Source organism: Lentzea sp. NPDC005914 (assembly GCF_040629405.1).
Taxonomy (GTDB): domain Bacteria; phylum Actinomycetota; class Actinomycetes; order Mycobacteriales; family Pseudonocardiaceae; genus Lentzea.
In genome coordinates this window covers 82234-107834 of record NZ_JBEXVQ010000030.1, presented here as the reverse complement: position 1 = coordinate 107834, position 25601 = coordinate 82234, and the positions used below count along the sequence as shown (strand labels likewise).

Here is a 25601-nt window from a genome sequence, read left to right as displayed (position 1 = left end):
TCACGCGACGTCGCCAGCGTCCGCCTGATGACCGTGCGAGACGGCGCAGGACGCGAACGCAACCTCGGCGTCGGAACCACCGGAGACGGCCGCATCTCGCTAACCGCCAGCGGCCGACCTGTCGGCCTGCTCGCGATGGACGACGCCGCCGAACTGATCGGCCTGCTCCGCGAAGCGATCAGCAGCGCCGCACTGACCTTTTTGGACTGACACCACCAGGAGAGCGCCATGGCCAACCAGGGCCAGCAGGCATCACAGCCGCCGCTCAGCGCGGCAGCACTCGACGCGGTCCCGCACATGCCCGGCTGCACCGGAGCGTGCGACATCACCCGCCACGAGCACTCCGGTGACGGCCGGATCGAGTACCCGACCCGACAGCTGCCGGTCGACGGCACGGCCAAGCAGGGACGCCAGGTCGTGTACGTGCGGTGGTGCGTGCGCCCGATCAGCGAGTCGCCCGAGGTGTGGATCGAGCGCCTCGCGTGGGCCGACTCCAGCGGCGTGCACGTCGGCGACATCGAGATCGTCGTCAACGACGCGCCGGGCACGACCCTAGACGACGTCCGAGCGTTCGGACGGCTCATGGAGCAGACCGCGGCGATCGCCGAGAAGACGCTCGTCGAGGACCGTGCCAGGCGCGACGGCGCACTCGACGACGGGCTCCAGATGCTGCTGGGAACGCGCCGATGATCAGCACCGGCCTCGTCCAGGGCGCCGCCGCCGGCGACCAGCAGGCCACCGCCGAGCTGTTCGCCGCGCTGCGCCCGGTCGTGCTCCGCTACGTACGCCGCCGCGTGCAGCCGGACCTCGTCGAGGACACCACTCAGGACGTGTGCGAGCGGCTGATCGCCGCGCTGCCGGGCTACCGCAGCTACGGCCGCCCGTTCCTCGCGTTCGTCTACCGGGTGGCCGCGAACCGGATCATCGACATCCACCGGGCCGCCGCGCGGAACCCGTCGATTCTCGTGGACGAGCTGCCGCCCAGCGTTGACGACCAGCCGGGGCCCGAGCAGCTGGTGATCCGCGCCGACCAGGCCACCGCCGCGAAGGCAGCTCTCGACCATCTGACCGCCGACCAGCGCGCCGTCGTCGTCATGCGGATCTTCGCGGAGATGTCGTTTACCGACATCGCGGTCGCCACCGACACGACCACCGGCGCGGTCAAGGCCTTGCAACACCGGGCGCTGCTTCGCCTCCGCAAGACCGTGCAGCACGTGCTGTGACTGCTCGCCTTCGACTTCAAGGAGAAGTTGTGAACACCATCCGAAGCTTGCGGCGCTTGACGATGCCAGCGGCCGTCGCTCTGGTCCTCGTGACCGTGCTGACGCTGCTTGCCCGCGTGGTGGCCACGCTGGCTGCGCTCGTCGCCGACGTGGCCGAGCGCCTGGCTGACGCCGGCGACAACGCCCGCCACACCGTGACCGCGCCCGTGCCGATGCACGCCGGGGGTGGCTGGTGAGCGGCAGGCTCGACGTGATGACCGCCATCGCCGAGGCGGATGCCTACAACCGACAGTCCGAGGCGGGCGACCTGCAGGAGCGGGCGCACGCGGCTCACCGCGACTCAACGGACCCGGTTGCCGTCGTCAGCGAGCCGTCTGCAGTGACCGCCGAGAAGGAGCCCGTCGACGAGCCGACCGGCACGGCCGAGTTGCCGGAGACCGGAGACGCACGTGAGCAGGCGCGTCAGGAGATCCGGGATCGTGCCGCCGCCGGACTGCCCGAACTGAGCGGCAAGACCCTCGGCAAGATGTTCGGCTACAGCGAGCGTTGGGGACGCGACCGCATCGGCGAGGTTCGCAGGTCAGGCCCTGCGGCAAGCTCGGTTGCCGTCGCGGGGCGCGTCGACCAGGACGCGGCAAGCACCGCGGCAAACCAGGGGACCGAAACGACCCCCATTCCTGCCGCTGAGACAGCCGTGGTCGTGCGGCCCGTTGCCGCCGAGTCTGCTCGTCGGCCCGCTGGCGCGAAGGGCTTCTACGCGGTCGCGCTCCTGAGCATCGGCGTCAGCGTCGACACCTCCTGGCGCTTCTTCGAGCAACGCCTGGGCATCACTGACAGCTGGGAACGCGTCGCCCTGTTCTCCGTCATGGAGGCCGCACTCGTCGCGTGCGGCTGGGCGATGCGCGGAGGCGTGCGCCAGAACGGCCGGCCCGGTCCCGCCCGGCTCGTGGCCTGGGCACTGACGGCGTTCGCCGCGTTCGCCGCGCTCAGCCTCTCCGGCCCGGTCGCGGGTACCGCCCGCGTCCTGCTGGGTCCGGTGCTCGGACTGGTGATGCTGCACCTCGCACTCGGCATCGAGATCCGCGCTGCACGTCAGCGCACGACGACGTGGGCACGTGTCGGCCGTGAGCTCCGGGAACGCCTGCTGTCGTTGCTCGGCCTAGGCGACGACCACCGGGACGCCCTGGCGCGCACCCGTGACAGGGCGGCATTGCGTGCAGCCAAGCTCGCCATCGCCAGTCCGTGGACGCCGCGGCGGAAGGCACGTCTGCGCAAGGCCCTGCACGCCTCGCACGTCGCGCACGACCCCGCCCAGCGTGACCGGATGCTGCGCGAGCTCGGTGTGCTGCAGCACGCGGACAAGCTCGCCTCGACCACCCAGTCAGCACCGTGGTGACCCCGGCATTCGTCTCCTGCCTGGCCGTGGTCGTCCTCGGCTGCGGCGCGGCGCTTGCCCACCTGCCGCACAGCGACGGAAGGAACTGATCATGGCGAAGGAAGTTGTGCACACCGGCCGTGTTTCGTGGTGGAACGGCAGGTACCACGCCCTGTGTGGCCTGGTCGTCGAGGGTGCCAACGCGCAACGCACCTGGTTCCGCAAGGTCACCTGCCCCGGCTGCATCGCGGCGAAGAAGTAACGCGATGCACTACCTCGACCGCCAGGCCGCCAGCGATGGCGTCACCAAGACCCGCCGGATCTCCACGCTCAACCACTGCCGCGGTGGCCGCGCCTGGGAGACGACCAGTCCTGCATGGGCCGACAACCGGCCCGTAACCAACACCGACCCGAGAGGGAACTGAACATGTTCGGACGCAGCAAGGCTCCCCAGGGCCTGAGTCAGGGAAACAACCCCATGTACGTCAAGCACTCCGTGGTCATGACCGGCGAGTGCACCAACAGCCGCTGCCGCGCCAACCTCGAAGTGCCGCACAGCTTCGACGCCCCTTGGGGATGGATCGGCAAGGTCGTTGACAACGTGACCTGTTCGTGCGGCATGACGTCGCCTGTCTCCGCCTACTCCGGCTGATGGCCGACACGGTTCACGTCGAGGCGTCCCGCAGCTGGTGGAACGGCTCTAGCAAGACGCTCTGCGGCCAGACGATCACCAAGGTCACGACCTCGGGCTACTGGTGGACCGGGATGTCCATCACCTGCCCCACCTGCAAGCAGCTCAAGAAGGGCGGGTGCCCGTGGTCAAGGAGTTGATCCACACCGGATCCATCAGCTGGTGGGACGGCAGCGGTAAATCGTTGTGCGGCCTGAAGTTCCCGAGCGTCGCGCGCGTCTGGTTCTCCAGCGGCCCCACCTGCCCGACCTGCAAAGCGCTCAAGAAGAAGCGACACCCAGGCGGACGGCGCCGGCTCCACACCTGGCCGTCCGCCTGGTCCCTCCCGAAGGAGTTGCAAGATCGTGGCACAACCAGACGAGCGGGCAGGTCAGGTCGTCCCGTTCCCCACTCGATCGGCCGACGTCGAGCCCGCGCAGGAGATCCTCGACGGCGAGATCGTCGACGAGGCCGCCGAGCTGAACCGCTCGGTGCCGCGGTGGGTGCCCGCCACGGTGGTGCGGGTGGCGCGGCACGAGCCGACCAGGCGCACCGCCCGCACCGTGGCCGGTGTCGCGGTCACCATCGGTCAGGGCTTCGCATCGTGGGGGCGACGCACCCGCGATGCACGCACGCTCGCACCGCACAATAGGGCGATCCGGGCGGCCGAGATGTCCGGGGATCTGCAGGTGCTCGGCGAGTTCCTCGACCGGCGTGAGGCCGCGGCCGACCAGCGTCACCGCAGGCGCATGGAGCTCCCCAAGTTCCTCGCCGGCATGGCCCGGATCGTGCTCGGCAGCCTCGTGGTGTTCACGCTGCTGACACTGGTCACGGGCCTGGTTGTGCAGCTCGCCGACGTCGGCTCGTTCCTCGGTGTCGTCGGAGCGGTGTTCAGCGTGATCGCGTGGTGCGTCGCCCTGATCGCGGTCTTGTGGACGCCGTTCCTCGCGTGCCTGCCGCTGCTGATCGGCTTCGCCGCGTGGCGGGAGGGCCGCAAGGTCGCCCCGCCGACCCAGTGGGCGACAGGCTTCGTCGACGGCGACGAGGGCCGCGAGATCGTGCCCAGTGACGGCGCGATCCTCGAAGCCTTGCGGCACCTGGGGATCTCGAAGCTCAACGACGCGTTCAAGCGCGGTTGGGGCAGCGTCGGCCACCCGGCACGGGTGTTCGAGCAGGGCACCGCGAAGGACGGTAAGGGCTGGCGGACGCAGATCCGGCTGCCGCAAGGCGTCAACGTCGAGATGATCAACCGGCGCAAGGCGATCCTGGCGCACAACCTCGTGCGTCTGCCGGTCGAGGTGTGGCCGACCGAGCCCAAGGACAAGCCCGGCGTGCTCGACCTGTGGGTCGCCGAACCCGGCAGCCTGACCGGACCGCCGCCGGCATGGCCGCTGCTGGCCAAGCTCGACACCGTCCAGACCGACTACTTCAAGGGCGTCCCGGCCGGGGTGAACATCCGCGGCGACAACGTCAACGGCCTGCTGTCCGAGGCCAACTACGCCATGGCCGGGATCATGGGCTCCGGCAAATCGAGCCTGGCGATCACGCTACTGCTCGGCGCGCTGCTCGACCCGCTCGTCGACGCCGACGTCGTGGTCATGGCCGAGAACAGCGACTTCGAGCCGATGAAGCCGCGGCTGCGCAGCCTGCGCACCGGTCCCGGTCTGGACACGATCGAACACTGCATGGCCCTACTCCGCGAGGCGTACAACGACCTCGAGGTGCGCGGCCAGGCACTCAAGGAACACGACGAGCGCGCCGTAACCCGGAGGCTGGCCGAGAAGGACGACCGGCTGCGGCCCCGGATCATCCTGATCGACGAGTGCCAGGCGCTGTTCATGGACGAGACCTACGGCGAGGAGGCCGCGAACGTCGTACAACTGCTGATCAGCGCGGCCCGCAAGTACGCTTTCACGCTGATCTTCCTCACGCCGGAGCCGTCGACCGCGTCCCTGCCACGCAAGGTGATCACCCTCGTTCGCTGTAAGGCGTGCTTCGCGATCGGCGACCAGCAGTCCAACGACGCCATCCTCGGCACCGGCTCGTACCGGACCGGCATCAGCGCGGTCGACCTCGAGCCCAAGACCGACGAGAGCAACGGCGACGTCGGCACGTCGATGGTCCGCGGCTTCATGCCCAAGCCGGGCCTGCTGCGCTCGTACTTCGTCAACCAGGCCGACGCGCACCGCGTCACCGCCCGCGCCATGCAGATCCGCGAGAAGGCCGGCATCACCGGCCGCACCACGGCCGTGATCGAGGCCGAGCAGCGTGACCTGCTGGAGGACGTGGCCGAGGTGCTCGGCGGGGAGCGTGTCAACGCCGCCGACGTCCCTGCGCTGCTGCGCGACCTCGCGCCGAACTGGGCGCCGTACCGGACGCTGGACGGCGTCCGGCTGCGCAAGCTCCTCGCGGCCGAGGGTGTCAAGGTGCCGTCGACCAACAACCGCTACCCGGTCGATCCAGCCGCCGTGCGCAGGGTGCTCGCCGAGCGCTCAACCGCGGACCTCGACGAGGAGTGAGTTAGCCCAACGGCAGTGGCCCCGAACCCCTGAGATCCGGGGTTCGGGGCCACGTCCTAAGCGGATCTAACTCGCTCACTCGTCTAACTTTCCGCTGCTCAGTGGCACATCCACCCGCCGTGGCGCCTCAGGTTAGATCCGTAACTCGATCTGGCGGACCTAACTTGGTACGCAGGCGAACCTCGCGGTCTGCTGTGCAGTCAACGACCGACCAAGTCGATGCGGCTGACATGTCCCTTCCCGCTCTCTTGACCTACTCCGCGACAGGAGGGATGAACGCCTGGATCTTGTCTCGCCTAACCCGATACCGTCGCTGCCCCACACGTCCCACCAACCCGAGCTTGGCGAGTTCGTTCATGTCCCGGGCGGGTGTTCGTTCTCCGCTCTGCGCGTACTTCTTCGCCAGCGTCGTGGTCAGTTCGGTGATTTCCTCAGGGGTATACCGGAGGTCGGCATCCATGTGGAGCGCAACGTCACGCTGCCGGTCACGGGCCGCCGTGCTCGGCTGGCGCCGGAAGACCTCGAAGACATAGCTCTCCCACATGACCTGCAGGTTGTGCTGGCGTACGGCGTCGATCTGCTCGCGCAGTTCGTCGACGAGGCCCTGCAACGCGTAGGTGATGAACTCGCGGACGTCCTTCTGGGCGGCATCAAGGGCCAGGTAGTAGCGGTTCCGGGTCTTGTTGTAGTGGTTGGACAGCAGGTTGGTGGCCACGATGGGGACTACGCCGGACTCGGAGAGGATCTGTACTTCGATCAGCCGCGCGAGTCGACCATTGCCGTTGGCGAACGGGTGGATCCAGGCGATGTAGAGGTGCGCGAGGATCGCGGCCAGCACTGAGCAGACGAAGCGGTCCTCGCGGCGCGATTTCTTCGACACGCTGCTGCGGTGCTCGTCGAGCCACTCCACCAACCGCTTGGTCAGGCCAGGGACGTCCTGCCAGTGGGGTGCGATGTAGGAGCCGGCGGAGACGTTGTGCTGTCGGAACTCACCAGGGACGACCTCGGGCTTGTCTGGGATGCCGTCGAGGATCTTCGCGTTCAGCTTGAGCAGACGGTCGACGTCGATCGGAAGCCGCTGACCTTGTTCGAGAGCGGTGTCGATCTCGTCGATGCAGCCGAGGATGTTCTGGGCTTCGCGCTCTAAGTAAGCCCTGGACTCGGAGACATCGGCTGTGCCCTTGCGGACGATGTCCTGAACCTCGGCCTCCGACAGGGTGTTGCCCTCGATCGCCGTCGTCGCCTGCACGCCGCGCGCGAGGTAGACCGCCGCAAGATCGGCGGCCGCGATTGGCTTCAACGGGATGCCCGCGAGGTGCTGGCACTTACTCATGGCCTCGCCAAGTGCGATCCATGCGTGCGGACTCAGGGTCTTGGTTTCGAACTCGAAGGTGATGAACGGGTGCCGTTCCGGTGGTCTGCCCATCGCTCGATCGTAGGGTAAATACATCGGTCTGACCAGGCACTTCCCCCTATCGGTACACTTATTCGTCCATTCTCTTGACGTGAACGTCATCCTGACCGTTGACCGAATGTCTGACGGTTACGCTGTGCATGCTGTTGTGCACAGTTTCCCGATTGGATGTCCCCGGCCCTGACGAACTCATCGCCTGGATGGGGTCTGGTCGACGTTCTTCGGCGAGCGCAACAGAGAGCCTCGTGGCCACGAGGCTCTCGGACCTGGACGTTGTGGGCTGATGGGCAAGTGAGGTCGCTGATCGCTTTGAGTTAGGTTCGTAACTCGCGGCGACGGCCTCACTCGTTCGTTGAACGTCTGCAGATCGAGCTGGCGTTCACCGGGCGGCTGTTGCGGTGTCGAACGAACCTGGCCGGCATGACACCAACACCGCTAGTGGAAGCTGCTGCCAGGCTGGCCAACGCGACGCAGGAATTCGGGAACGCCTTGGCCTCGATGATCACCATCGTGGTTTTCGAGTGGTCCAAGTCCCGCACCAACAGCCCCCAGACGCTGCCACCGCCCCAGGCTGCTCCAACCTCGAAGACCGAACAACCTCGGTCACGGACGGCCTGGACTGTGGACGAGCTCTCCGAGTCGACGGCTCTGAACAGGAGCACCATTTACCGACTCATCCAGTCTGGCGAGATCCGTGCGATCCGGGTCAACAAGGGCTACCGCATCGCCGAGACAGAGCGGATCAGGTGGTTCGAGGAGCAGGAGCGGCGCCTCGCCGCCGACCTCGGAATCGTGGAGCGGTAGGTCGCGTCCCTTCAACGGCTACAGCCGCGCCGATAGGCTGGTTGTACATCCTCGCCGGATGTTGTGCCCCCGGACTGATCCCCGGGGGCATCTGGCGGGGTGCATCCGGCGAAGAGGTGGCGACGTGCCCAGTCACGACGGGATCGGCCGTACCGTGCGGCAGATCCGCCACGCGAAGCGCAAGAGCCTCGCGGTCATCGCGGGCCGCGCGGGCATCTCCGTGTCCTACCTGTCCCGCATCGAGTCCGGCGAACGCGCCCTCGACCGACGCTCCCTGATCATCGCTTTGGCCAACGCCCTCGAAGTCGCCCCGAGTGAACTCACCGGCGCGGGTCTATCCACGCCAGGCCTGCTCGATGAGGACGCCGCGCTGCCCGCTGTGCGCCGCGCTCTGCTCGCCGTGTCTATGGGCGCACCGCAGGGACAGGTCCAGCCCGCGACTCTGCTGGAGGCGCGTGTGGGGGCGCTGCTCGACGATCAGCGGGACTGCCGGTTCACTGCGGTCGGTGAGGCGTTGCCCGACCTGATCCGCGATCTGCACACTGCCCTCGACGCCGGTCGCGCCGTTGACCACGTGCTGCGCCTGGTCGCGCTGCTGCACGTGCAGGGCACACAGGCGTGGCTGGGCGACATCGGCGCGAGCATGGACCTGGCCTGGCAGGCCTCCCAACTCGCCCGGCAGGCTGCCGAACGCCTCGACGACCCGGTCACCGCGGCTGTAGCGGCGTTCGGCTCCGCGCACGGCCTGCTTGCCGCCGGGGCCGTCGACCTTGCCCAGCACCAGCTGAGCACCGCGCACCCCGGCACCGGCACGCCAGCGGCGCTCGCCGCGACCGGCATGCTCACGCTCACCTCGTCACTGGTCGCCGCCACCGCAGGTGATCGGGCCGAGCAGGGTGCCGCGCTCGCCGAGGCCGCATCCCTCGCCGCGGCCGCGCCGGACGGCCTGGACGCGCTGTGGTTCGGCTTCTCACCCGGCAACGTCGGGGTGTGGCGCATGTCCGTCGCCAACGAGCTCGGCGAGCACGCCGAGGCCGCCCGCATCGGCGCGACCGTGAACGCCGACATGCTGCCCTCGTCGACGCGCCGCGCGGCTTTCTATCGCGAGCTGGGCAGGGCGTTGGCCCGGCTGCCTAAGCGTCACGAGCAGGCCGTGCAGGTGCTGCGCATCGCCGAGGACCTTGCTCCCGCCCGGATGCACCGGCACCCGTTCATGCGCTCGGTGCTTGCCGAACTGCTCGCCAAGGCCCGCCGCGACGCCGCCGGCCGCGAACTGCGGGGTATGGCGTACCGGGCCGGCCTGCTCGGGTAGCCCGTCCGGGGGTGTTTGCCACACAGGCAAAAGTCCACAGCAGACCGTTCCTAGCGTCCTGATCATGGCTGACCTGCTGATTCCTGCCAGCGCCTGTGAACACCCGCGCGACAAGCTGCGCTGCGACGTCCGCAACGACGGCGTGACCGTGCGCATCCTCGCCCAGTGCCTACGGTGCGCAAGCACCTGGAACGAGCGCGACCTACCCGAGGACGTCGCGGACAAGCTCCTCGAGCTAGCCGAGATGGGGTGCTACCGCGAGGGTCGGCTCTAGTGCTCCCCTTGGAAGGGCCGCCGCGCCCGATTCCAGGCGTGTTCAGCTCGCTCTGGCACCTCGTCGACCCAGGCGCGTACGCCATCCGCTTCGACGGTGTGCTGCTCCTTGTGGCACGGTGCGGCGCCATGACCGACCCGACAGCTCACCGCGGACGGCGCCCGTGGTGCCCGCGCTGCTGGCAGAAAGGGTTCTCGTGACCGAGATCCGTGCAACCGCCCTAATGACCGTCACGAACGCCGATGGAACCTTGGTCAACATCGGCGCCGGCGTGGACGTCCACGGCAGGGTGGCGCTGTTCGGTTCCGCTGTGCCTGTGCACCTCACGCTGGACGAGATGACGGAGTACATGAGGCTGGTCCGCGCGGCGATCGCTACCGCCACAGCATTCGACCCTGGCGGGCCAGGAAGGCGCTAGGACTGGCTCGCCTCCACGGTGCGCAGGGCTTCCCGGAACTGCACGACCATCTGACGAGCCGCGACGCTCATGGCGCTCGGGTCGGTCAGGTCCACGATGCCCGTGATGTGGATGTGGATGTCTCCCTGCACGACCGTCCCGCCAACAGCAGCAGGGACAGCCACAGCAGCATCCACAGGCGTGGATGCTGCTGTGGGCAAAGCTGCGCCATCGCCGCCGACGAGCCCGTTGGCGGCGGCGTTCGCGAGTCGCAGTGACGCCCGCTCGACGTCCTTGCTGCCGCCCTCCAGGCCGATCACCATGCCCGCGGGGACCTGACTCGCGAGCTCCTCGGCGACCTTCGAAGGCGACTTGATGCCGAGGGCGTCCGCGACCGGCTTCGGGATGACGCTCTTGACCCAGTCCCAGACCTTGTCGCGCAGCCAGCCGCCCAAGGACGAGATGCCGTTCCAGAGGCCGCGCACGAAATCCTGGCCCTTGCCGAACAGCGTCCCCGCCGCGTCACCGATCGCGGCCAGGATCCGGCCAGGCAGTGCCTTGGCTTCGCCGACGAGCTCCCAGAACTTGTCGACCGCGGCCTGCTTCATGCGGCCGATCCAGTCGCCCATTTTCCCTGGCAGCTCAGAGAACCAGTTGATCGCGTCGCGGATCATGTCGATCTGCTTGCCGGTCTCGGTCTTGATCCACTCCCAGGCGGCGGGGATCTTCTCGATCGCCCAGGCGATGGCGTCACCGATCGGGCCGAGGATCGTGTCGTGCAGCTCTAGCAACGCCGTCACGATGAAGGCGATCGCGGGGATCACGATGCCCGCGATGGTGGCGGCCAGCTCGATCAGCTGGGGGATGTGCGGGGCCACGGCCTCGACGATCTTCATGAAGCTCTCCGCCATCTCCGGCAGATGCGGAGCGATATCGGCGATCGCCTTGGAGAGTTCCTCGGCGATCACCTGCGCGAGCTTCTGCATCTCCGGCCAGATCGGCTCGAAGGCCTCCAGCCACCTGACGGCCAGATCGACCAGTGGCGGCAGCAGGGCCGTGATCAACGTGGTGAGCGGCTCGGTCAGCTGCGCCAGCACCATCCACCACTGCCCGAAGGCTTCCGCGAGTGGTGGCAGCAGTTCCTGCAGTTGACCGCCGATCAGCACGGCTAGCGGCAGCAGGCAGTTCTCGATCAAGCTCGTCAACGCGGGGCTCAGGGCGTCGAGGACCGGGCCGACCACCGCGAGGATGGCGTCGGCCAGCGCCTTCACGACGGGCACCAGCGCGTCCAGGACGGGCGCGAGGGCTTCGGCGAACATGCCGACCAGCTGGCCGATCGGGCCGAGCAGGAGACTGGCTGCCTGGAACACAGACCGCAGCACGTCGCCGATCGGCCCCATCGCGGGCCCGAGCGCGTCGAACAGCATTCCGAGGCCGTCACCGAGCATGTGCAGGCCGTCGGCGAGCGCGTCGGTGACGGGCTTGGCCTCGGAGCCGAGCTTGATCCAGTCCGCGAACACCTGCAGGCCGACGTCACCGGCCGCCTTCACGAGGGGCATGGCGTTGGCGAAGTTCTGCTGCAGCTGCCCCTGGAAAACGGGGCTCTGGAACAGGTCCCCGGCCTTGGAGGCGATGTCACCGATGGCGCCGCTGATGTCCGCGATCCCCGCCTTGAAGATCGGGAACAGGACCTCGGAGTCCTTGAACATCTTCGTGAAGCCCGGCAGCATCTCCCGCTGCGCCGTCTTCGACAGGTCGTCCACGAGCGGCTTCATGGAGATCAGCTGTTCGACGAGGGCGCGCGCCTCGGGCGTCAGCTTCGCCATCGCCTCCGCGTACTGCGACGTCGCACCACCACCCGCGGCCGCCGATGACGCCTGCTGGGCTTGCACATCCGCGAGGTGTTCGACCGCGCGCGCGACCTTCTCGTCAGCCTGGCGTCGGCGCTCGGCCGCGTCCTCCTGCGCGTCGGCGAGTTCTTTCTGGGCGTCCGCGACGTCACGGTTCGCCTCTGCCACGCGTTCCTTCGCGTCGACCACACGCTCGTCGCCCTCGATGCCGGCGGCGTTCGCGTCGTCGAGGTCGCGGCGCATCGACGCGTTGTCTTCCTTCAACCGCTGAAGCCGGTTCTCGGCTTCCTTCACGTCGTGCTGGGCGCGGCGGCGCTCCAGGTCGCTCGACAGCGGGCTGTTGATGACCTCCTTGAGGCGTTCCTGTGCGGACTCCAGCGCGAGCGACGCGCCCTCTTCGGACAGCGCGGAGTCCTCGACGCGACGACGGAGGTCGTCGAGCTGTTCGGCCGCCCGCCGCCGGGCGTCGGTGAGTTCGTCCTGCGCGTCGGCCGCGGACCGGTTCGCGTCCTCGACACGCCGCTCGGCCGCGGCGATCTGGTCGGCGGCATCCTCGTAGGCCTGGACCTGGTCGCGCTTCGACTCGGCGATCGCCCGGTTCGCGTCCCGGATCGCGATCGCGTCCGCGAGCTGACTGCCCGCGGCCGAGCCTGATGCGGCACCAGCAGCCTTCTGGTCGGCCGCGTAGCCCTTCAACGCGCCGATCACACCACCCCAGGCCAGGCCGATGGACGCGATGCCCGCCGCAGCGGCGAGAGCAGCCGGCGCGATGGCCGCGATCGCACCAGCACCGGCGATCGCGAGCGGCGGCACCACGCCGAGGCCGATGGCCGCGTACCGGCCGAGGGAGCCGAGGTGCATGCCCGACCGGTTGGCCGCGCCGCCGAGCCGGTTCTCGAGGTCGTTGGCCGCGGCACCGGACTGCTGCCGGATCGAGTTCGTTGACGAGCGCATGTTGCGCTGCATGTCGTCGGCGGCGTCGCGGACAGAGCCCTTGGCGCGGTTCAGCTTCGGCTCGTCGACCTCGACCGGGATCTTGGCCTTGACGGTCATCGCGACCAGGTCGACTTCGCTGCGGATCTTGCGGCGGAACTCGGCGGCCTCGCCCACATCGAGCGGGATGTCGGCCTTCATCGTCTGCTGGATCTCTTGGATCTGCGCGGCGATGTGCTGCCGGATCTTCTCCGTGTCCGCGTCGACCGGCAGCTGCGCGAGGTCCTTCGCCGCGGCCCGGATGTCGGAGTCGACCTTGGCGCGCCACGCCGCGTCGACCGGGTCCTTCAGCTTGACCGGGACCTCGACGGGGTCCTTCTTGGACTCCTTCTCGGTCTCCTCCTTGAGCTTCTTCTGCTCGGCCGGCGAGGGCGGCTTCAGCTTGGTGGTGGCGGGCAGCTCGAACGGCTTCGAGTTCTTGACGCGCTCCCGCATCTTCCGCATGTCGTCATCGGTGTGGTCCCGCAAGACGACATCCACGAACGCCTCGGCGATGCGAAATCCCTCGGCCATGATCAGGCCGCCCGGTTCGACGTCGGGGTGCCCGCGGTCGGCGCGAAGAACGCCTCCAGCGGTACATCGAGCGCGTGTGCGACGGCGGCGAGTGCGTCAGCACCGGGCCGTGCCCGGCTGGAACGCCACTTGAACACCGCGGACGCTGAACAACCGGTCGCGTCCGCGAGCTGAGTCGCGGTCACACCTTGTTCGGCGCACAAGTCGCGAAAACGCTTGCTGGAGAACCGAAGACTCGCCACGGCGCAGCTCCCGGAAACACGAACGCCGAGCTCCGAGAGCAACGGTTGTTGCTCTGGTGCTCGGCGTCGCGGTCGTCGCGGGCGCGCCGTTCAGCGATCGCTGCCGTTCCGGGGTCCGGACTACCGGACTTATGCCAGTCCACTCGGGACCGGCTTCCCCTCGGCCAGCTCGCTTGGCGTCGACGTTCTACGTCATCATCAGGATAGAGGCGCAGGTCACGACTCGACAGCCCGCAGGCCGACGATGATGCGGCGCAGCCGCTCGACGGTGTGCTCCTCGCTGCCCGGCGAGATGCCCTGAATGCACTCGGCCGAGAGGTACGCCAGCGCCCACAAGGCGATCCGCGACTCCTCTGGCGTCATCGACGTGATGAGGAGGTCGATGCCCTCGGAGTCTCTCCGGATCGCGCCGACGACGAGCGCGATCGTGGTGGCGTGCGGTCCGGCGAAAACAGGGTCAGTAGCCACGGTCACGCCTCCTCGGCCGGCTGGAGCCCGACCGCGTAGGTGATCACCGCGCGCGGCTGGCCGTAGCGGTCGGGCTCCTGCTCGACGATCGACGCGACCGTCACGTCACCATTTGGGCGGAGGCCGCGCTGCTGCAGCTCCCGCAGGAACGCGGTCCCGTTCGCCTCGTGAATCGCGTCCGGGACGTTCGGGCCGATGTCCAGCGCGAACGTCCGGGAGGCGTTGGCGCCTTCGATTCTGATCATGAGTCACTTCCCGTCGATGCCAAGAGCTGCTGTCGCGCGGCTTGTGCGAGGGCGCGTGCTTCGGCGATCAGCCGCAGTCGCTGAGCAGCCTCGGCGGCGTACCGGCCGCTGGCGATGTCGTCGTGCCGCTCGTCGATCGCCTCATCGAGCGTCAGTTCCCGTTCACCGCGGGCCTTCCGGATCAGGTTCATCACGGGCAAGGTGCCAGCGATCTCGGCTTCCATCTCCTCGGTGAACCTGAACTCGGTAGGAAGAACCGACTCGGCCGCCAGCTCGTACCAGGGCCGACGCGCATGCGCCGGTTGCTCCTTCCTCCGCATCACCCACCACCCCCCAGAAGCCGCAGGTGTCGGACGATGAGCGTCGGCGCGCGGCCCGCCTGTTCAGGCGACAGTTCGAGGTCGTCGAGGACACCGTTGATCACGCGAGTGAACTGATCAGCGAGGCGTTCCTGAACCTCGACGCGTCGCTCGTCCAAGCCGAGGCGCACGAGATTTTCCAGAAACTTGGCCGATCTGCTGAAGAATCTTTCGTACATCACGACTTCTGCGCGGATTTGTTCGGAACCGCCAGCGGATTCGTACCGAACGTTCGGCCCAAGCGCGACGACCCGTGCAGCCCAAGCGCTCTTCACCGCGAGCGCCTCGGCCGCCAGGCGCTCTAGGGCCGCGTACGGGTCCTCGCCCAAGGAAACCCCCTCGGCCGCCAGCACTGCCGCCGCGTCGGCCTCCACAGCCCGCACAGCGAGCCGATTCGCGGCCGCACGCTGCACCTGGGGCGCTCCTCCGCCGTGCATCACGCACACCGTGGCGCCAGGCACGGGGGCGCGCTTGCAGCGTTCACCGGAGCGTCGTGACGGTGCCGTGCATCGCGGGGCTTCCAAGGGGTCTGAGGTGGCCACTGGTCCTCCATGGGGTTTTCACGCTCCGCCTGGTCGACCTCGGCACACGCCGCTGGACGACCAGGCGGAGCAGGTGTGTCAGCTGGCGGCGGCGTCCGGCTGCTGGCGGTCGGCGGCGTCCGCCAACCGCAGGTGCTCGAGGAATGCCTCGGCGCTGGTGTGTGCTTCCTGAACGAGGTTCTGTCCGGCGTAGCCGCGGAACTGGAACCGGGCGCGCTCAGCGAGGCCTTGCGCGGTGCCGCTGTGCACGTGGTAGGCCGCAGTCAGTTCGATGACCTGGCCGAGCAGCTTGATCAGCTTCGCGCGTGCCACGCCGACCTGCTTGTTCGATGCCACCGTCCAGTCGCCGTAGTGCGCGTTCAACACGCCGAACAGCGCTTCCCGCGCACGATCCGGCGTCGCTTTGCGCTCGCGGGCGTCGAGGATGAGTCGCGCGACCAGTTCCGCGTCCGCGTCGGGTGGAACCATGTCGACCCGCCCAGCTTGTGCGGCTTCGCGGGCCGCGTTGTGTGCAGTGGTGGTCACGAAGAACTCGTCGAGTGCTGCGTCGATGTGCGGCTCGACGGCGGCCCCGCTGCGGATGAAGCTCATGCTCGGCGAGGCGATCAGGACGTCGATTTGCGGGAGACCCATTGTTGTTCCTTCTCGATCTTGGTCGTGGGGGTTGGCCGTAGATCAGCTCTTGGTCGGGGTGCGGGAGGAAGTCGGCGGACTCCGGCCGCGCCGGCGGCGCACGATGCGGGCGAGGTGCGGCTTGCAGTGCAGGCAGGGCACTGCGGCGTCACGGTCGATCCAGCCGTCCACGCACCGCTCGTCGTGAGGCGGCTCCGGGAACGGCAGCACCAGGGCATCGGTCTCCTCGGGCTCGACGCGTTCGCCAAACCGGTCATGAGGCACGGTGTGCTCCCTCGGCTCGGTGGGCGCGGTAGATCTCGCGGTTGAGCGCTTCCCGGTGCTTCGGGCTGGTCGTGACCGAGTGGCTGAGGCCGAGCGCTTTCCTCGCGGCGAACCGGGCATTGCGGTACCGCACCGGGTCCAGTGCCTTGAGCACCTCGACACGGCTGCTGATCTCCTCTGCGTCGAGCTCCGTGTCATCGGCCAAGAAGTCGACCGAGGCCAGCTCGCGCGCTCGCGCGTGGAGAACGTGAGTTGAGAGATCGACCTGCGTTGGTTTCTCTGGGAGCACGGCAGGTTCCGGTTCCAGATCGGTCCGAGGTGCCGCTTGCGGCGACTCGGTTCGCCGGGGGTCGCAGGGGCCAGCGTGGCCCCCGTTGGTCTCTGGGCTGGTCAGGGGCTGGTCAAGGGCTGGTGTAGCCGGGCTGACCTGCAGGTGTGACGGAGTCGGCGGCGTGACGCAATGCTCCACTGCGGCGTGACGTGATGCCTCTGTGGAGCGTGACGTCACGCCTCTCTGCGGCGTGACGCTGGCATCGGCGTCACGCTCCACTGCGGCGTGACGCGCTCGTTTCGCGTCCCGGTACCTTTGGCTGCGCTCGGCCTGCTTCTTCCGCTCCCGCTCGAACCGGTCATCGAACTCGTCTGCCACGCTGTCGGAGTCGAACTCCAGCTCGTAGTTCAACTTCCACACAACGGTGCCGCCGGTCATCTCGCCGGTCCGCACGATCAGCTTCTCGTCTTCCAAGCGCCGCAACGCATCCAGCGTTGTGCGTTGCTTCGCGAAGTGACTCTCCTTGGTCAGCGTCGCCACTGATGGGCGGACGTTCGTGCCGTCCGGATCCGCAAAGGTGGCCATAACCAGCAACACGTGGTGAGCCGTGGTGTCGGGAGTGCCGTTCCCCCGCATGAGCAACGGCACGGTCTTGGCCCATTCGAACGGGGCGTACACCGAGTACGAACCGTCGTGCAGCCGCGATTTCGAGGGCTTGCGGCGACTTGTCACGCTGGCCACCTCCCGCGGCGTCCACGTCTGGAGATGACCGTGTTCATCCGGTCCGTCGACGCCGAGGCGTACGAGCCTGGAGCCGCACCACCTGCTCGGAAGACGGCTGGGCCTGAGCACGGCGACGAGGGGTCGAGGTCCGCGACGTCGGCTCGTCGCCGGGGAGCTGCTCGAAGATCTTCAAGATCGCGGCCACGTGCTCTGCCGTAAAGCGGTAACTGCCGCCAACCTTTGTGAACGGAATCCGTCGGAGACGGCACTGCTCCAGAAGCCACCAACGCGACGGCGCCGCTGGCCCCCACGACTTGATGACGTCGTCAGGCGTGTACAGCGCAGGCAACGGGTTCGCATTCATGACCGGCCGTCCCTTGCGTAAGGCGCCAACAGCTTGGCCAGGTCCGCCAGTCCGTAAACCCTGGCCAGTCGCACAAGAGCATCGACACTCACCCCTGCGAGACCACGCTCCACACGCGACAGGTGGGCGGGGTCGAGGGCAGCCCGCTTTCCGGCTTCTCCGAGCGAAAGACCATGCGCAACGCGGAGCGCTCGCAGCGGCGACGCTCCATCTAGCACTGGCGCTACCCGACTAGCATTCATGCTTAGTGTGTAGCACCGCCGATGCGTACTACGCAAGTACGCAAGCCGACTAGCACTGATGCTTTGCCCGCTGTTATCGTCGGCGAGGTGGACCCACAGACAAGGCCGAAAAGCTTCGACGACCTGGTCTCGTACAACCTTGGTGAGGCCAGAAAACTGCGCGGGTGGACTCAGCAAGAGGCGGCCGAAAAGCTGTCCGAGTACCTCGGGCGAAGCTGGTCAGTCCAGGTGTACGGAGACGCAGAACGAGCTCATCGAAGCTCGCGAGTGAAGGTGTTCAGCGGGGACGAGCTGATTGCCATGTCTCGCGCGTTCGAACTGCCGCTCACTTGGTGGTTTCTCCCCGAGAGCCCCAACGTCCGCCTCGCGCCTCGCGGCACCGCGAGCGATGACGTCGTCACTGGTGCCGATCTGCTCGACTACATCACCCCGGTTTCGGGCGGGATGTCGAAGGACTTCAGGGACCGCCTCACGCAGCTGTTCGACGCATCACCCGAACTGCGAGACAAGTACCTCCGGGCTACGTCCGCAACCGAGGACCTAGCAGCACGGGCCGCACGCAAAGCAGAGATCGAGGCCGTGGCGATGGAAGCCGTCCGGCGCTACGCCGACAGGTACCCCGAGGACGAAGAGGACCCGGGAATCAGACTCGACTGAGAAAGGAACCCGATGGGGTTCGCCGAGAAGCGCACCGGCAAGGACGGCGTCTACTACAGAGGCCGGTACAAGATCGCCCATGGCAAGTACGGCACGGTCACCGACGCAACCGGCGCGACCGTCAGGTACCGCACGAAGCGCGACGCCGAGAAGGGCGCGAACGACGAAGAGTCCAAGGTCCGCGCTGGCACCTGGCGCGACCCCGCATCCGGGAAGATCCTGTTCGCTGACTACGCGTCACGCTGGTACGCCGCACAGGACCTGGCACTGTCCACGATGGAGAACTACAAGTCGAACCTCGAGGTGCACCTACTCCCCTACTTCGGGGAGATGGAGATCGGTGCGATCACGGCGTTCGACATCGCCGAGTGGGAGAAGGAAGAGCGTGCCGCCGGGTATAAGCCGGCCAGCATCAAGGGCTGGCGCGGCACGCTGCACTTGGTCCTTGAAGACGCGGTCGACGACGAGCTGATCGGCTCGAATCCAGCGACGAGGCGTCGCGGGCGCGGCAAGCGCGCCGGCCGTGCGAGCGAACGTGGGCCAGAGAAGGTCATCACGGACCCGTTAGGCGCCTTGCTAATCGCTGAGCGAGCCGCCTTGCTATCGGGGCGTGACGACGAGTTCGTAGCCGTCGTGACGAAGTACTACACCGGGATGCGGTGGGGCGAGCTGGTCGGACTGGAGACCGAGTACGCCCGACTGGGCTCGATCCAAGTCGAGCACCAGCTGTACGAACTGGACACGAGCGAGCTGCACCGCTGCCCGCCGAAGGACGACTCGTACCGCAAGATCGACTCTCCGGCGTTCCTGTCGCGCCTGATCTCCGACCACATCGCCCGCACCGGACCGAAACCGTGCGCGTGCCACGGCAGGACGTACGTGTTCCGTGGCCTCGGTGCGGCGAACGGCGCCGCGCGCCGCCCTGGCGCGAAGCTCGTCGACGTCGCACGGCGGGCCGACGTGTCAACCGGGACCGTCTCGAACGTGTTGAACTACCCGGACCGCGTGGCCGATGCGACTCGCCTGCAGGTCGAGAAGGCTATCGCCGAGCTCGGCTTCATCCGCGGCTCTGGCGGCGGGGAGACGGCGGCTCACTGGCGCCGCAACGGGTTCGCGACGTGGCTCTTCCAACCGGCGGCGACAGGCTGGTATCCGAAGAAGGCGCCGCACGACGCCCGGCCGGTGCCAGTGCTCGGCGAGCCTTGGCCTGGAGTGCCGGCGCGCGGCCGCAACGCGAGCGGTCGGGCTGACTCGTGCTGGGTGCCGATCGCGAAAGGCCTGACGCCGCACGGGTTGCGGCACTCGCACAAGACGTTGATGCGGAGTGTTGGTACGCCGCCGCCGTTGATGGACGACCGGCTTGGCCACCTCGACGGTTCAGTGCAGGCTCGCTACGACCACGTCACGCAAGAGATGCGGGCCCGCCTGCTCGACGAACTGACGGCCGCGTGGGAGAAGGCGCTGGACGCACGGATCGCGATGAGCCCGCGGTCGCCGGTCGCCGCGCTGGACGAGCTGCTGCGAGCGCGAGCCCGGAAGCTCAATGAGCTCGCGAAGGACGACGTCCGGCGAGCGACTCAGGGACTGGCGTGATGATCGCCGAACCCATGATCATCTCCCCAGATTCTCCCCAGAACCCTTGGGAGACAAGTCAGGGCTGGTCTCCCATTCGGGAAAACCAGCCCTGTCCTGCACTTTCAACCGTCGGGGCGACAGGATTTGAACCTGCGACCCCCCGCTCCCAAAGCGGGTGCGCTACCAAACTGCGCCACGCCCCGGTTGCAACCAGCTTACCGCCCTCGGCTAAGGTATTCACCGCAGCCCCTGAACAGGGCGGCAACGCGGGCGTAGCTCAATGGTAGAGCCCTAGTCTTCCAAACTAGCTACGCGGGTTCGATTCCCGTCGCCCGCTCGCGACCGAGTGGCCGAGGTGTGTCTGCGGAGAGCGCAGACCTTACCTCGGCCTCTCGGTTTTTTCTGGGGGCCGAGCCCCCAGACCCCCAGCCGGGGGCACGCCCCCGGACCCCCATATGGGTTGATCACCTTGGCCAGGCCGCGCTGCGGAGCGCCGTGCCGCGTAGATGACGGGTGTGGGTGGGCTGGGTCAGGCTGAGGTGACTCCTAGCTGGGTGTGGTGGTGGGTTGGGTGGTCGATTTGGTCGGCCACGGCTAGGGCGAAGTCTTCGTAGGTGAGGTTGTCTGCCGGGTTTGGTGGGCCCAAGCGGTACTTGCCTGTGGGGGTGCCGCCGAAGTTGCCTGCGGGGCTCATCACCAGCCAGTTCGTGGTGGAGTTGGCCAGTACCTGGATGCCGGCTGCGTGGCCTTGGCAGAACGGGCGGTGTTCCGCCGGGAAGTCTGGGGCGTCGATCACTCGCAGGCCTGGTGAGGTCTCTAGGAGTGGGTAGATGCCGATCACGATGATTCGGCCTACGCCGGATGTCACCAAGGCTTGGGCCGCTTCTGTGTAGAACTCGGTTGGGTCTCGGGACAGGTCGGCCACCGAGCTCACTGCTACGTCGTAGCCTGCGGCTACCTCCGGGGCTCGGTGGACGCCGGGGGTGCGGCCTATTCGGGCGACCTCGTGGCCGCGGACTTCTGTTGCCGCCGCGATCTGGTGGCCTGCTTTGCCGTGGGCGCCGAAAACAACGATCTTCGCCATGGGCGCGACGGTAGGGTGCGGGTGGCCGGTTTCCGCAACGATATCGGGGGTGACCAGGTGGAATGCGACCTGCCGTACCGCATCGGCGACAAGTGGACGGCGCATGTGTTGCGGGCGCTGCACGGGGGGCGGCGGCGGTTCACCGAGCTGCGCGCGGAGATGCCGGTGGTTACGGCCAAAGTGCTCACCGAGACGTTGCGGGCGATGGAGCGCGACGGCACAGTCACGCGCACCGAGTACGACGAGAATCCGCCGCGCGTGGAGTACGAACTGACGGAGCAGGGCTACAAGCTGCTGGGGCTGCTCGACCTGTGTTGCGACTGGGCCCGAGAGAACGTGGTGAAGGCGTGAGGCTGGAACAGATCGTCGTCGACAGCAACGACCCCGACCGCCTCGTGCGGTTCTGGGCCGAAATGCTCGGCGGGGAGCCGGTGAACCGCGAGCACGGCTGGGCCCACGTCGAACCCCCCGGCGGGGTGCGGATGTCGTTCCAGCCCGTGCCCGAGCGCAAAGACGTGAAGAACCGGCTGCACCTCGACTTCGAGGTCGACGACATCGAGGCCTCCGTCGTGAAGGCCGTGAACCTCGGCGCGACCCGCGAGGGCGTGATCGTCACCGACGAGAAGGGCAGCTTCCAGGTCATGCGCGACCCCGAGGGCAACGAGTTCTGTTTCGTCCGCTGAGTCTGCTGAAGTCCCGTCCTGGTTCGTCCACAGGGGAACTACTGCACTGCCCGCCAGAGTGCCTCACCGAAGCGGATCGCGAGGATCGCGAGCAGCACACCGATCGCGAAACTGATGAGGCACCGCACGACGACCAGCAGTTTGGCGCCCTTCACACAGCCATGATTTATCGCTGTGAGGCAGGAACAACAGAGTCCAACGGAACCAATAGCATGCGGGTGTGACCGATTGCCTGTTCTGCCGCGTCGTCGCGGGTGACATCCCGGCGACCGTGGTGACGGAGACCGACACGACGCTCGCCTTCCGCGACATCGACCCCAAGGCGCCCACGCACGTCCTGGTGATCCCCAAGGAACACCACCAGGCGGTCGGCGACGTCGACCCGGTGCTCGCGGGCCAGATCCTCGCGACCGCGCACCAGGTCGCGAAGCAGGAGGGGATCGACGAGTCCGGCTACCGGCTCGTGTTCAACACCGGCAAGGACGGCGGCCAGACCGTCTTCCACGTCCACTGCCACGTCCTGGGCGGACGCCGCCTCACGTGGCCGCCGGGATAGCCATCTCCCTGACGAACTCGGCGTCGACCGGGCTGCCGTGGCCCGGCACGACGATCCGCGGGTTCAGCTCCAGCAGCCGGTCCAGGACGTGGCGCCAGTTCGACGGCGTCGCGTCCGAACCGGCCTGAGCGGGAGCGCCCTGCTCGACGAGGTCGCCCGCGAACACCACGCCGACGTCCGGCACGTGCACGATCACGTCGTGCGAGGTGTGCGCGGGCCCGAAGTGGTGCAGGTCGACCCGCCGTCCGCCGACGTCGAGCGTCACGGCGTCCCGGAACGTGTGCGTGGGCGCGACGAGCGTGCCCTCGAAGGGTTCCGAGTAGTACCTGGCACGGCTGTCGAGCAGGCTTTCGTCGACCACGCAGTCCTCGTGCGCCCACACCTCGCACGGCAGGAACGCCTCGGTCGCCAGGACGTGGTCGAAGTGGTTGTGCGTCAACACGATCCGCGACGGCCGGACCTCAGTGGCCAGTGCGGGATCCATGCCGGAGTCCACGAGCAGCGAGTCACCGGAGCCGGTGACAAGTCCCAGCGTGAGGTCGAGTTCGGTGTGCCGTCGGATGAACACACCGTCGGCGATCTCGATCACCGCAGCACCCCGTCGACGAGCACCGGCACGGCGCTGCTGACCCCGATCTGCACCGCCAGTTCGACGTCCGCCGCGTGCCCGTGCCCGATCAGCTCCTGCCCCGATCCGCACGCCCTCACGGCCGCGGCGACGTCCGTGTTCTGAAACGCCGTGACCGCGAGTTGCGCCTCGGGCGAGGCCGGCCCGGAGAGCGCCGCGAGCACCGCGCCGGCGCCCAGGTAGTCCTCGACGCACGGCCGCAGCGGACCGAACGTCTGCCCCTCCCCCGCCATGTTGACGCCCCACCGCTCGCCACCGGGGATCACGCCGATCGTCTCCCCCAGTTCCTGAGCGCGCTTCGCCACGGCCGAGGCGTTGCGCAGACAGGCCGCGAGCACGTGCGCGCCGGTCTCGGCCGCCAGCGCGCACAGGTTCGAGCCGTTCGGCGACGGCAGCTCCACCAGACCCGTCGCGTCGACGAGTGACGCTGGTCGCAGCGTGCCGTTGCGCGGCTTCCAGCGCGACGGCCGCACCTGGCCGCCGTTGCCGACGACCAGGTCGACGGACGTGGTGAACGACAACACGTCCACGACGACCAGCACGTCGCAGTCCCGCAGCACGTCGACGCCCTCAGGCCCCCATTCCAGCTTCAGCCGGTACCCCTCCTGAGCAAACATGCCCGCCAGCGTGCCAGACTCCCGGACGTGCGCGTTTATCTGGCAGCAGACCACGCGGGCTTCGAGCTGAAGTCCCACCTGTCCAAGGCTCTGAGCGAGCAGGGTCACGAGATCGTCGACGTCGGCGCCCTCGAGTACGACGCCCAGGACGACTACGTGTCGTTCTGCATCGACGCGGCCGAGCGGGTCGTCGGCGACCCCGGCAGCCTCGGCGTGGTGATCGGCGGCTCCGGCAACGGCGAGCAGATCGCCGCGAACAAGGTGAAGGGCGCCCGCGCCGCACTCGCCTGGAACATCAGCACCGCGCAGCTGGCCCGCCAGCACAACGACGCCAACCTGGTCGGCATCGGCGCTCGCCAGCACACCACCGAGGAGGCGACCGCGATCGTCTCGGCGTTCGTCGAGACGCCGTTCTCGGGCGAGCCCCGCCACCAGCGTCGCATCGACCAGGTCAGCGCGTACGAAGACAAGCGTGCCTGAGGGCCACACGCTGCACCGCCTGGCGCGGCTGCACCAGCGCCGGTACGCGGGCAGGCCCGTGTCCGTCACGAGTCCACAGGGGCGCTTCGCGGCGTCCCTTGTGGACGGACGGAAGCTGGTCCGCGCGGAGGCGCACGGGAAGCACCTGTTCCACGTCTACGGCCCGGACGCGATCGTGCACGTCCACCTCGGCCTCTACGGGACGTTCACGGAGTCACCCCTGCCGGTCCTGCTGCCCGTCGGCCAGGTCCGGATGCGGATGGCCGGCGAGACGCACTGGACGGACCTGCGCGGCCCCACCGCGTGCGAGGTGCTCAACAAAGACGAGGTCAAGGCGATCCGCGAGCGGCTGGGGCCCGACCCGTTGCGCAAGGACGCCGACTCCGACCGCGCCTACGAGCGGATCATCCGTTCCAAGCAGCCGCTGGCCGTCCTGCTGATGGACCAGAAGATCCTCGCGGGTGTCGGCAACGTCTACCGCGCCGAGGTCCTGTTCCGGCACAACGTGAACCCGCTGCTGGTCGGCAACAAGGTCAGCCGCGAGCTGTGGGACGCGATCTGGGATGACCTGGTCGTGCTGATGAAGGACGGCGTGAAGGTCGGCCAGATCAACACCGTCCGCCGCGAGCACATGCCGCGCGCCATGGGCCGTGCGCCGCGCGTGGATCGGCACGGCGGTGAGGTGTACGTCTACCGCCGTGCCGGGGAGCCGTGCCTGGTCTGCGGCACCGAGGTCCTGACCACGGAACTGGCAGCTCGCAACCTCTTCTGGTGCCCCGCCTGCCAGCCCTGAGAATTTTCTCGGGATGTCTTTTCGGGTGTGGCTGGAAAGTGCTCAGTTCGTGAGCACTTTCCACCGATGAGCACTTCGGGCTAGAAGTCGAACCCGCCCATGTCGCCGAAGTCGAAGCCACCGCCGGCGTCACCCATGTCACCACCACCGAAGTCGGCCGCGCCCATGTCCGCCATGCCGTAGTCACCGATGCCGTGCATGCCGGAGAACATGGCGTCCATCAGCAGGAACGTGCCCACACCCCACGCACCGGCCACGAGCGCGGGCTTCCACCACGGCTCGGAGTACCAGCCACGCGGCACTGGACGTCCGGCGACCATGCCACCGGGGTAGTAGTAGGGCGTGCCGGAACCGGAGTGCGGCGACGCGGCGTACTGGTGGCCCTCGACGCTGACCTGACGGTCCTCGCTGACGGCACCCGCCTGCTTCTGCCCCGCGCTCTCGGGAAGCGCGGGTCCGGGGTCCATGCCCATGGCCTCACGCGCGGCGCGCACGTAGTGCAGGCCCTCCATCGCGGTCTCGGTGACCAGCCGCGCCTGCGGGATCGTGCGGGCCTGCTCCATCTGCGACCCGGCCGCGGTGAAGCGCTCGGACGCGTCGGCCATGGCCTGCGTGGACGCGGCGTTCGACCCCGTGAGGCTCATCACCTGCCCGCCCAGCCGCTCGACCCACCGGCGGGCCTCCGCCTTGGCGTCGTCGAGCTCCCGCGCCTTGCGCGCGTTGCTCTGGCTGACCAGGTAGAACACCCCTGCGACCAGCAGTACCAGTACAACCACCCACACGATGGTGCCCACGGCTTTACCTCCCACACCAGGTAAACCGTCAACGTGT

The 25601-nt window shown here is 68.1% G+C and carries 36 protein-coding genes and 2 tRNA genes; 22 read left to right on the top strand and 16 right to left on the bottom strand.

The window, feature by feature from the left end; all coding sequences use genetic code 11:
• The first annotated feature begins 27 nt into the window (after positions 1–27).
• From ABZ345_RS34175 to ABZ345_RS34130, 10 genes are all read left to right on the top strand, one after another.
• Positions 28–210, top strand: coding sequence for a hypothetical protein (locus ABZ345_RS34175; RefSeq protein ID WP_359858063.1), 183 nt, complete (start codon positions 28–30; stop codon positions 208–210).
• Positions 211–228: 18 nt separating this feature from the next.
• Positions 229–690: a hypothetical protein gene (locus ABZ345_RS34170; RefSeq protein WP_359858061.1), complete on the top strand. Its 462-nt coding sequence runs from the start codon at positions 229–231 to the stop codon at positions 688–690.
• A complete protein-coding gene (locus tag ABZ345_RS34165; protein ID WP_359858059.1) occupies positions 687–1223 on the top strand; it encodes a sigma-70 family RNA polymerase sigma factor in 537 nt (178 codons plus the stop codon). Before ABZ345_RS34170 ends, ABZ345_RS34165 begins: the two co-directional genes overlap by 4 nt.
• A 56-nt stretch (positions 1224–1279) precedes the next feature.
• Entirely contained in the window at positions 1280–1459 is a 180-nt protein-coding gene (locus ABZ345_RS34160) for a hypothetical protein (protein WP_359858056.1), read from the top strand.
• Complete coding sequence (locus tag ABZ345_RS34155) at positions 1456–2619, top strand: hypothetical protein (protein ID WP_359858054.1); 1164 nt, start codon at positions 1456–1458, stop codon at positions 2617–2619. Before ABZ345_RS34160 ends, ABZ345_RS34155 begins: the two co-directional genes overlap by 4 nt.
• Before the next feature lie 91 nt (positions 2620–2710).
• Positions 2711–2860 (top strand): hypothetical protein, encoded by a 150-nt coding sequence (locus ABZ345_RS34150; RefSeq protein ID WP_359858053.1) that lies wholly within the window; start codon positions 2711–2713, stop codon positions 2858–2860.
• A 4-nt stretch (positions 2861–2864) separates the two neighbouring features.
• On the top strand, positions 2865–3023 hold the full coding sequence (locus ABZ345_RS34145; RefSeq protein ID WP_359858050.1) for a hypothetical protein: 159 nt from the start codon (positions 2865–2867) through the stop codon (positions 3021–3023).
• A 2-nt stretch (positions 3024–3025) separates the two neighbouring features.
• On the top strand, positions 3026–3250 hold the full coding sequence (locus ABZ345_RS34140) for a hypothetical protein (protein ID WP_359858047.1): 225 nt from the start codon (positions 3026–3028) through the stop codon (positions 3248–3250).
• On the top strand, positions 3250–3429 hold the full coding sequence (locus ABZ345_RS34135) for a hypothetical protein (RefSeq protein ID WP_359858044.1): 180 nt from the start codon (positions 3250–3252) through the stop codon (positions 3427–3429). Before ABZ345_RS34140 ends, ABZ345_RS34135 begins: the two co-directional genes overlap by 1 nt.
• A gap of 204 nt (positions 3430–3633) precedes the next feature.
• Positions 3634–5787 (top strand): zonular occludens toxin domain-containing protein, encoded by a 2154-nt coding sequence (locus tag ABZ345_RS34130; protein ID WP_359858041.1) that lies wholly within the window; start codon positions 3634–3636, stop codon positions 5785–5787.
• Positions 5788–6040: 253 nt separating this feature from the next.
• On the opposite strand, the gene ABZ345_RS34125 is transcribed toward ABZ345_RS34130, so the two are convergent.
• Positions 6041–7213 (bottom strand): Fic family protein, encoded by a 1173-nt coding sequence (locus ABZ345_RS34125; RefSeq protein ID WP_359858038.1) that lies wholly within the window; start codon positions 7211–7213, stop codon positions 6041–6043.
• A 408-nt stretch (positions 7214–7621) separates the two neighbouring features.
• On the opposite strand from ABZ345_RS34125, the gene ABZ345_RS34120 reads away from it, so the two are divergent.
• From ABZ345_RS34120 to ABZ345_RS34105, 4 genes are all read left to right on the top strand, one after another.
• Positions 7622–8005: a helix-turn-helix domain-containing protein gene (locus tag ABZ345_RS34120; protein ID WP_359858035.1), complete on the top strand. Its 384-nt coding sequence runs from the start codon at positions 7622–7624 to the stop codon at positions 8003–8005.
• Positions 8006–8129: 124 nt separating this feature from the next.
• Positions 8130–9317 (top strand): helix-turn-helix transcriptional regulator, encoded by a 1188-nt coding sequence (locus ABZ345_RS34115; RefSeq protein WP_359858032.1) that lies wholly within the window; start codon positions 8130–8132, stop codon positions 9315–9317.
• Positions 9318–9381: 64 nt separating this feature from the next.
• Positions 9382–9591, top strand: coding sequence for a hypothetical protein (locus ABZ345_RS34110; protein ID WP_359858030.1), 210 nt, complete (start codon positions 9382–9384; stop codon positions 9589–9591).
• 163 nt (positions 9592–9754) lie between these two features.
• A complete protein-coding gene (locus tag ABZ345_RS34105; protein WP_359858027.1) occupies positions 9755–10009 on the top strand; it encodes a hypothetical protein in 255 nt (84 codons plus the stop codon).
• Here the strand turns inward: ABZ345_RS34105 and ABZ345_RS34100 are convergent.
• The 10 genes from ABZ345_RS34100 to ABZ345_RS34055 form a co-directional block, all read right to left on the bottom strand.
• Positions 10006–13344, bottom strand: coding sequence for a hypothetical protein (locus ABZ345_RS34100; protein WP_359858024.1), 3339 nt, complete (start codon positions 13342–13344; stop codon positions 10006–10008). The genes ABZ345_RS34105 and ABZ345_RS34100 overlap by 4 nt on opposite strands.
• Positions 13345–13346: 2 nt before the next feature.
• Positions 13347–13586: a helix-turn-helix transcriptional regulator gene (locus ABZ345_RS34095; protein ID WP_359858021.1), complete on the bottom strand. Its 240-nt coding sequence runs from the start codon at positions 13584–13586 to the stop codon at positions 13347–13349.
• 216 nt (positions 13587–13802) lie between these two features.
• A complete protein-coding gene (locus ABZ345_RS34090; RefSeq protein ID WP_359858018.1) occupies positions 13803–14054 on the bottom strand; it encodes a hypothetical protein in 252 nt (83 codons plus the stop codon).
• Positions 14055–14056: 2 nt separating this feature from the next.
• Positions 14057–14299 (bottom strand): hypothetical protein, encoded by a 243-nt coding sequence (locus ABZ345_RS34085; protein WP_359858015.1) that lies wholly within the window; start codon positions 14297–14299, stop codon positions 14057–14059.
• Positions 14296–14523, bottom strand: coding sequence for a hypothetical protein (locus tag ABZ345_RS34080; protein WP_359858012.1), 228 nt, complete (start codon positions 14521–14523; stop codon positions 14296–14298). The genes ABZ345_RS34085 and ABZ345_RS34080 overlap by 4 nt, the downstream gene beginning before the upstream one ends.
• Positions 14524–14618: 95 nt before the next feature.
• Complete coding sequence (locus ABZ345_RS34075; protein WP_359858010.1) at positions 14619–15071, bottom strand: hypothetical protein; 453 nt, start codon at positions 15069–15071, stop codon at positions 14619–14621.
• Positions 15072–15278: 207 nt separating this feature from the next.
• Entirely contained in the window at positions 15279–15833 is a 555-nt protein-coding gene (locus ABZ345_RS34070; protein ID WP_359858007.1) for a hypothetical protein, read from the bottom strand.
• A 42-nt stretch (positions 15834–15875) separates the two neighbouring features.
• Positions 15876–16097, bottom strand: coding sequence for a hypothetical protein (locus tag ABZ345_RS34065; protein ID WP_359858004.1), 222 nt, complete (start codon positions 16095–16097; stop codon positions 15876–15878).
• Positions 16087–17100, bottom strand: a complete 1014-nt coding sequence (locus ABZ345_RS34060; RefSeq protein ID WP_359858001.1) for a hypothetical protein — start codon at positions 17098–17100, stop codon at positions 16087–16089. The genes ABZ345_RS34065 and ABZ345_RS34060 overlap by 11 nt, the downstream gene beginning before the upstream one ends.
• A 351-nt stretch (positions 17101–17451) precedes the next feature.
• On the bottom strand, positions 17452–17697 hold the full coding sequence (locus ABZ345_RS34055) for a helix-turn-helix transcriptional regulator (RefSeq protein WP_359857998.1): 246 nt from the start codon (positions 17695–17697) through the stop codon (positions 17452–17454).
• Between the two features lie 87 nt (positions 17698–17784).
• On the opposite strand from ABZ345_RS34055, the gene ABZ345_RS34050 reads away from it, so the two are divergent.
• Both ABZ345_RS34050 and ABZ345_RS34045 read left to right on the top strand, forming a co-directional pair.
• Complete coding sequence (locus ABZ345_RS34050; protein WP_359857995.1) at positions 17785–18354, top strand: helix-turn-helix transcriptional regulator; 570 nt, start codon at positions 17785–17787, stop codon at positions 18352–18354.
• Between the two features lie 12 nt (positions 18355–18366).
• The gene (locus ABZ345_RS34045; RefSeq protein ID WP_359857992.1) at positions 18367–19947 is read left to right on the top strand and encodes a LacI family DNA-binding transcriptional regulator; all 1581 of its coding nucleotides are present in this window, start codon (positions 18367–18369) and stop codon (positions 19945–19947) included.
• Between the two features lie 111 nt (positions 19948–20058).
• Here the strand turns inward: ABZ345_RS34045 and ABZ345_RS34040 are convergent.
• Positions 20059–20132: transfer RNA gene (locus tag ABZ345_RS34040), tRNA-Pro, on the bottom strand.
• A 63-nt stretch (positions 20133–20195) separates the two neighbouring features.
• Here ABZ345_RS34040 and ABZ345_RS34035 point away from each other — a divergent pair.
• Positions 20196–20266, top strand: a tRNA-Gly gene (locus tag ABZ345_RS34035).
• Positions 20267–20458: 192 nt separating this feature from the next.
• Here ABZ345_RS34035 and ABZ345_RS34030 read toward each other — a convergent pair.
• Complete coding sequence (locus tag ABZ345_RS34030) at positions 20459–21013, bottom strand: hypothetical protein (protein ID WP_359857989.1); 555 nt, start codon at positions 21011–21013, stop codon at positions 20459–20461.
• Positions 21014–21070: 57 nt separating this feature from the next.
• Here ABZ345_RS34030 and ABZ345_RS34025 point away from each other — a divergent pair, with 57 nt between their 5' ends.
• From ABZ345_RS34025 to ABZ345_RS34015, 3 genes are all read left to right on the top strand, one after another.
• Positions 21071–21364: a helix-turn-helix domain-containing protein gene (locus ABZ345_RS34025; RefSeq protein ID WP_359857986.1), complete on the top strand. Its 294-nt coding sequence runs from the start codon at positions 21071–21073 to the stop codon at positions 21362–21364.
• On the top strand, positions 21361–21696 hold the full coding sequence (locus ABZ345_RS34020; RefSeq protein WP_359857983.1) for a VOC family protein: 336 nt from the start codon (positions 21361–21363) through the stop codon (positions 21694–21696). The genes ABZ345_RS34025 and ABZ345_RS34020 overlap by 4 nt, the downstream gene beginning before the upstream one ends.
• A gap of 220 nt (positions 21697–21916) precedes the next feature.
• Positions 21917–22252, top strand: a complete 336-nt coding sequence (locus ABZ345_RS34015; protein ID WP_359857980.1) for a histidine triad nucleotide-binding protein — start codon at positions 21917–21919, stop codon at positions 22250–22252.
• Here ABZ345_RS34015 and ABZ345_RS34010 read toward each other — a convergent pair.
• Together ABZ345_RS34010 and ABZ345_RS34005 are read right to left on the bottom strand one after the other, a co-directional pair.
• Entirely contained in the window at positions 22233–22841 is a 609-nt protein-coding gene (locus tag ABZ345_RS34010; RefSeq protein WP_359857977.1) for an MBL fold metallo-hydrolase, read from the bottom strand. The two genes, ABZ345_RS34015 and ABZ345_RS34010, sit on opposite strands and share 20 nt — an antisense overlap.
• The gene (locus ABZ345_RS34005; protein ID WP_359857975.1) at positions 22838–23497 is read right to left on the bottom strand and encodes a 2-phosphosulfolactate phosphatase; all 660 of its coding nucleotides are present in this window, start codon (positions 23495–23497) and stop codon (positions 22838–22840) included. Before ABZ345_RS34005 ends, ABZ345_RS34010 begins: the two co-directional genes overlap by 4 nt.
• 27 nt (positions 23498–23524) lie before the next feature.
• Here ABZ345_RS34005 and ABZ345_RS34000 point away from each other — a divergent pair, with 27 nt between their 5' ends.
• Entirely contained in the window at positions 23525–23977 is a 453-nt protein-coding gene (locus ABZ345_RS34000) for a ribose-5-phosphate isomerase (protein WP_359857972.1), read from the top strand.
• Complete coding sequence (locus ABZ345_RS33995; protein WP_359857969.1) at positions 23970–24770, top strand: zinc finger domain-containing protein; 801 nt, start codon at positions 23970–23972, stop codon at positions 24768–24770. Before ABZ345_RS34000 ends, ABZ345_RS33995 begins: the two co-directional genes overlap by 8 nt.
• A gap of 80 nt (positions 24771–24850) precedes the next feature.
• Here ABZ345_RS33995 and ABZ345_RS33990 read toward each other — a convergent pair whose 3' ends face one another.
• The gene (locus tag ABZ345_RS33990) at positions 24851–25564 is read right to left on the bottom strand and encodes a hypothetical protein (protein ID WP_359857967.1); all 714 of its coding nucleotides are present in this window, start codon (positions 25562–25564) and stop codon (positions 24851–24853) included.
• Positions 25565–25601: the final 37 nt, after the last annotated feature.

Coding starts and splice junctions, on each gene's coding strand:
- ABZ345_RS34055 (WP_359857998.1), bottom strand. CDS start 17,697: ATGAATGCTAGTCGGGTAGCGCCAGTGCTAGATGGAGCGTCGCCGCTG.
- ABZ345_RS34085 (WP_359858015.1), bottom strand. CDS start 14,299: ATGATCAGAATCGAAGGCGCCAACGCCTCCCGGACGTTCGCGCTGGAC.
- ABZ345_RS34120 (WP_359858035.1), top strand. CDS start 7,622: ATGACACCAACACCGCTAGTGGAAGCTGCTGCCAGGCTGGCCAACGCG.
- ABZ345_RS34080 (WP_359858012.1), bottom strand. CDS start 14,523: ATGGAAGCCGAGATCGCTGGCACCTTGCCCGTGATGAACCTGATCCGG.
- ABZ345_RS34030 (WP_359857989.1), bottom strand. CDS start 21,013: ATGGCGAAGATCGTTGTTTTCGGCGCCCACGGCAAAGCAGGCCACCAG.
- ABZ345_RS34140 (WP_359858047.1), top strand. CDS start 3,026: ATGTTCGGACGCAGCAAGGCTCCCCAGGGCCTGAGTCAGGGAAACAAC.
- ABZ345_RS34135 (WP_359858044.1), top strand. CDS start 3,250: ATGGCCGACACGGTTCACGTCGAGGCGTCCCGCAGCTGGTGGAACGGC.
- ABZ345_RS34150 (WP_359858053.1), top strand. CDS start 2,711: ATGGCGAAGGAAGTTGTGCACACCGGCCGTGTTTCGTGGTGGAACGGC.
- ABZ345_RS34005 (WP_359857975.1), bottom strand. CDS start 23,497: ATGTTTGCTCAGGAGGGGTACCGGCTGAAGCTGGAATGGGGGCCTGAG.
- ABZ345_RS34100 (WP_359858024.1), bottom strand. CDS start 13,344: ATGGCCGAGGGATTTCGCATCGCCGAGGCGTTCGTGGATGTCGTCTTG.
- ABZ345_RS34070 (WP_359858007.1), bottom strand. CDS start 15,833: ATGGGTCTCCCGCAAATCGACGTCCTGATCGCCTCGCCGAGCATGAGC.
- ABZ345_RS34170 (WP_359858061.1), top strand. CDS start 229: ATGGCCAACCAGGGCCAGCAGGCATCACAGCCGCCGCTCAGCGCGGCA.
- ABZ345_RS34175 (WP_359858063.1), top strand. CDS start 28: ATGACCGTGCGAGACGGCGCAGGACGCGAACGCAACCTCGGCGTCGGA.
- ABZ345_RS34165 (WP_359858059.1), top strand. CDS start 687: ATGATCAGCACCGGCCTCGTCCAGGGCGCCGCCGCCGGCGACCAGCAG.
- ABZ345_RS34145 (WP_359858050.1), top strand. CDS start 2,865: ATGCACTACCTCGACCGCCAGGCCGCCAGCGATGGCGTCACCAAGACC.
- ABZ345_RS34045 (WP_359857992.1), top strand. CDS start 18,367: ATGGGGTTCGCCGAGAAGCGCACCGGCAAGGACGGCGTCTACTACAGA.
- ABZ345_RS34110 (WP_359858030.1), top strand. CDS start 9,382: ATGGCTGACCTGCTGATTCCTGCCAGCGCCTGTGAACACCCGCGCGAC.
- ABZ345_RS34125 (WP_359858038.1), bottom strand. CDS start 7,213: ATGGGCAGACCACCGGAACGGCACCCGTTCATCACCTTCGAGTTCGAA.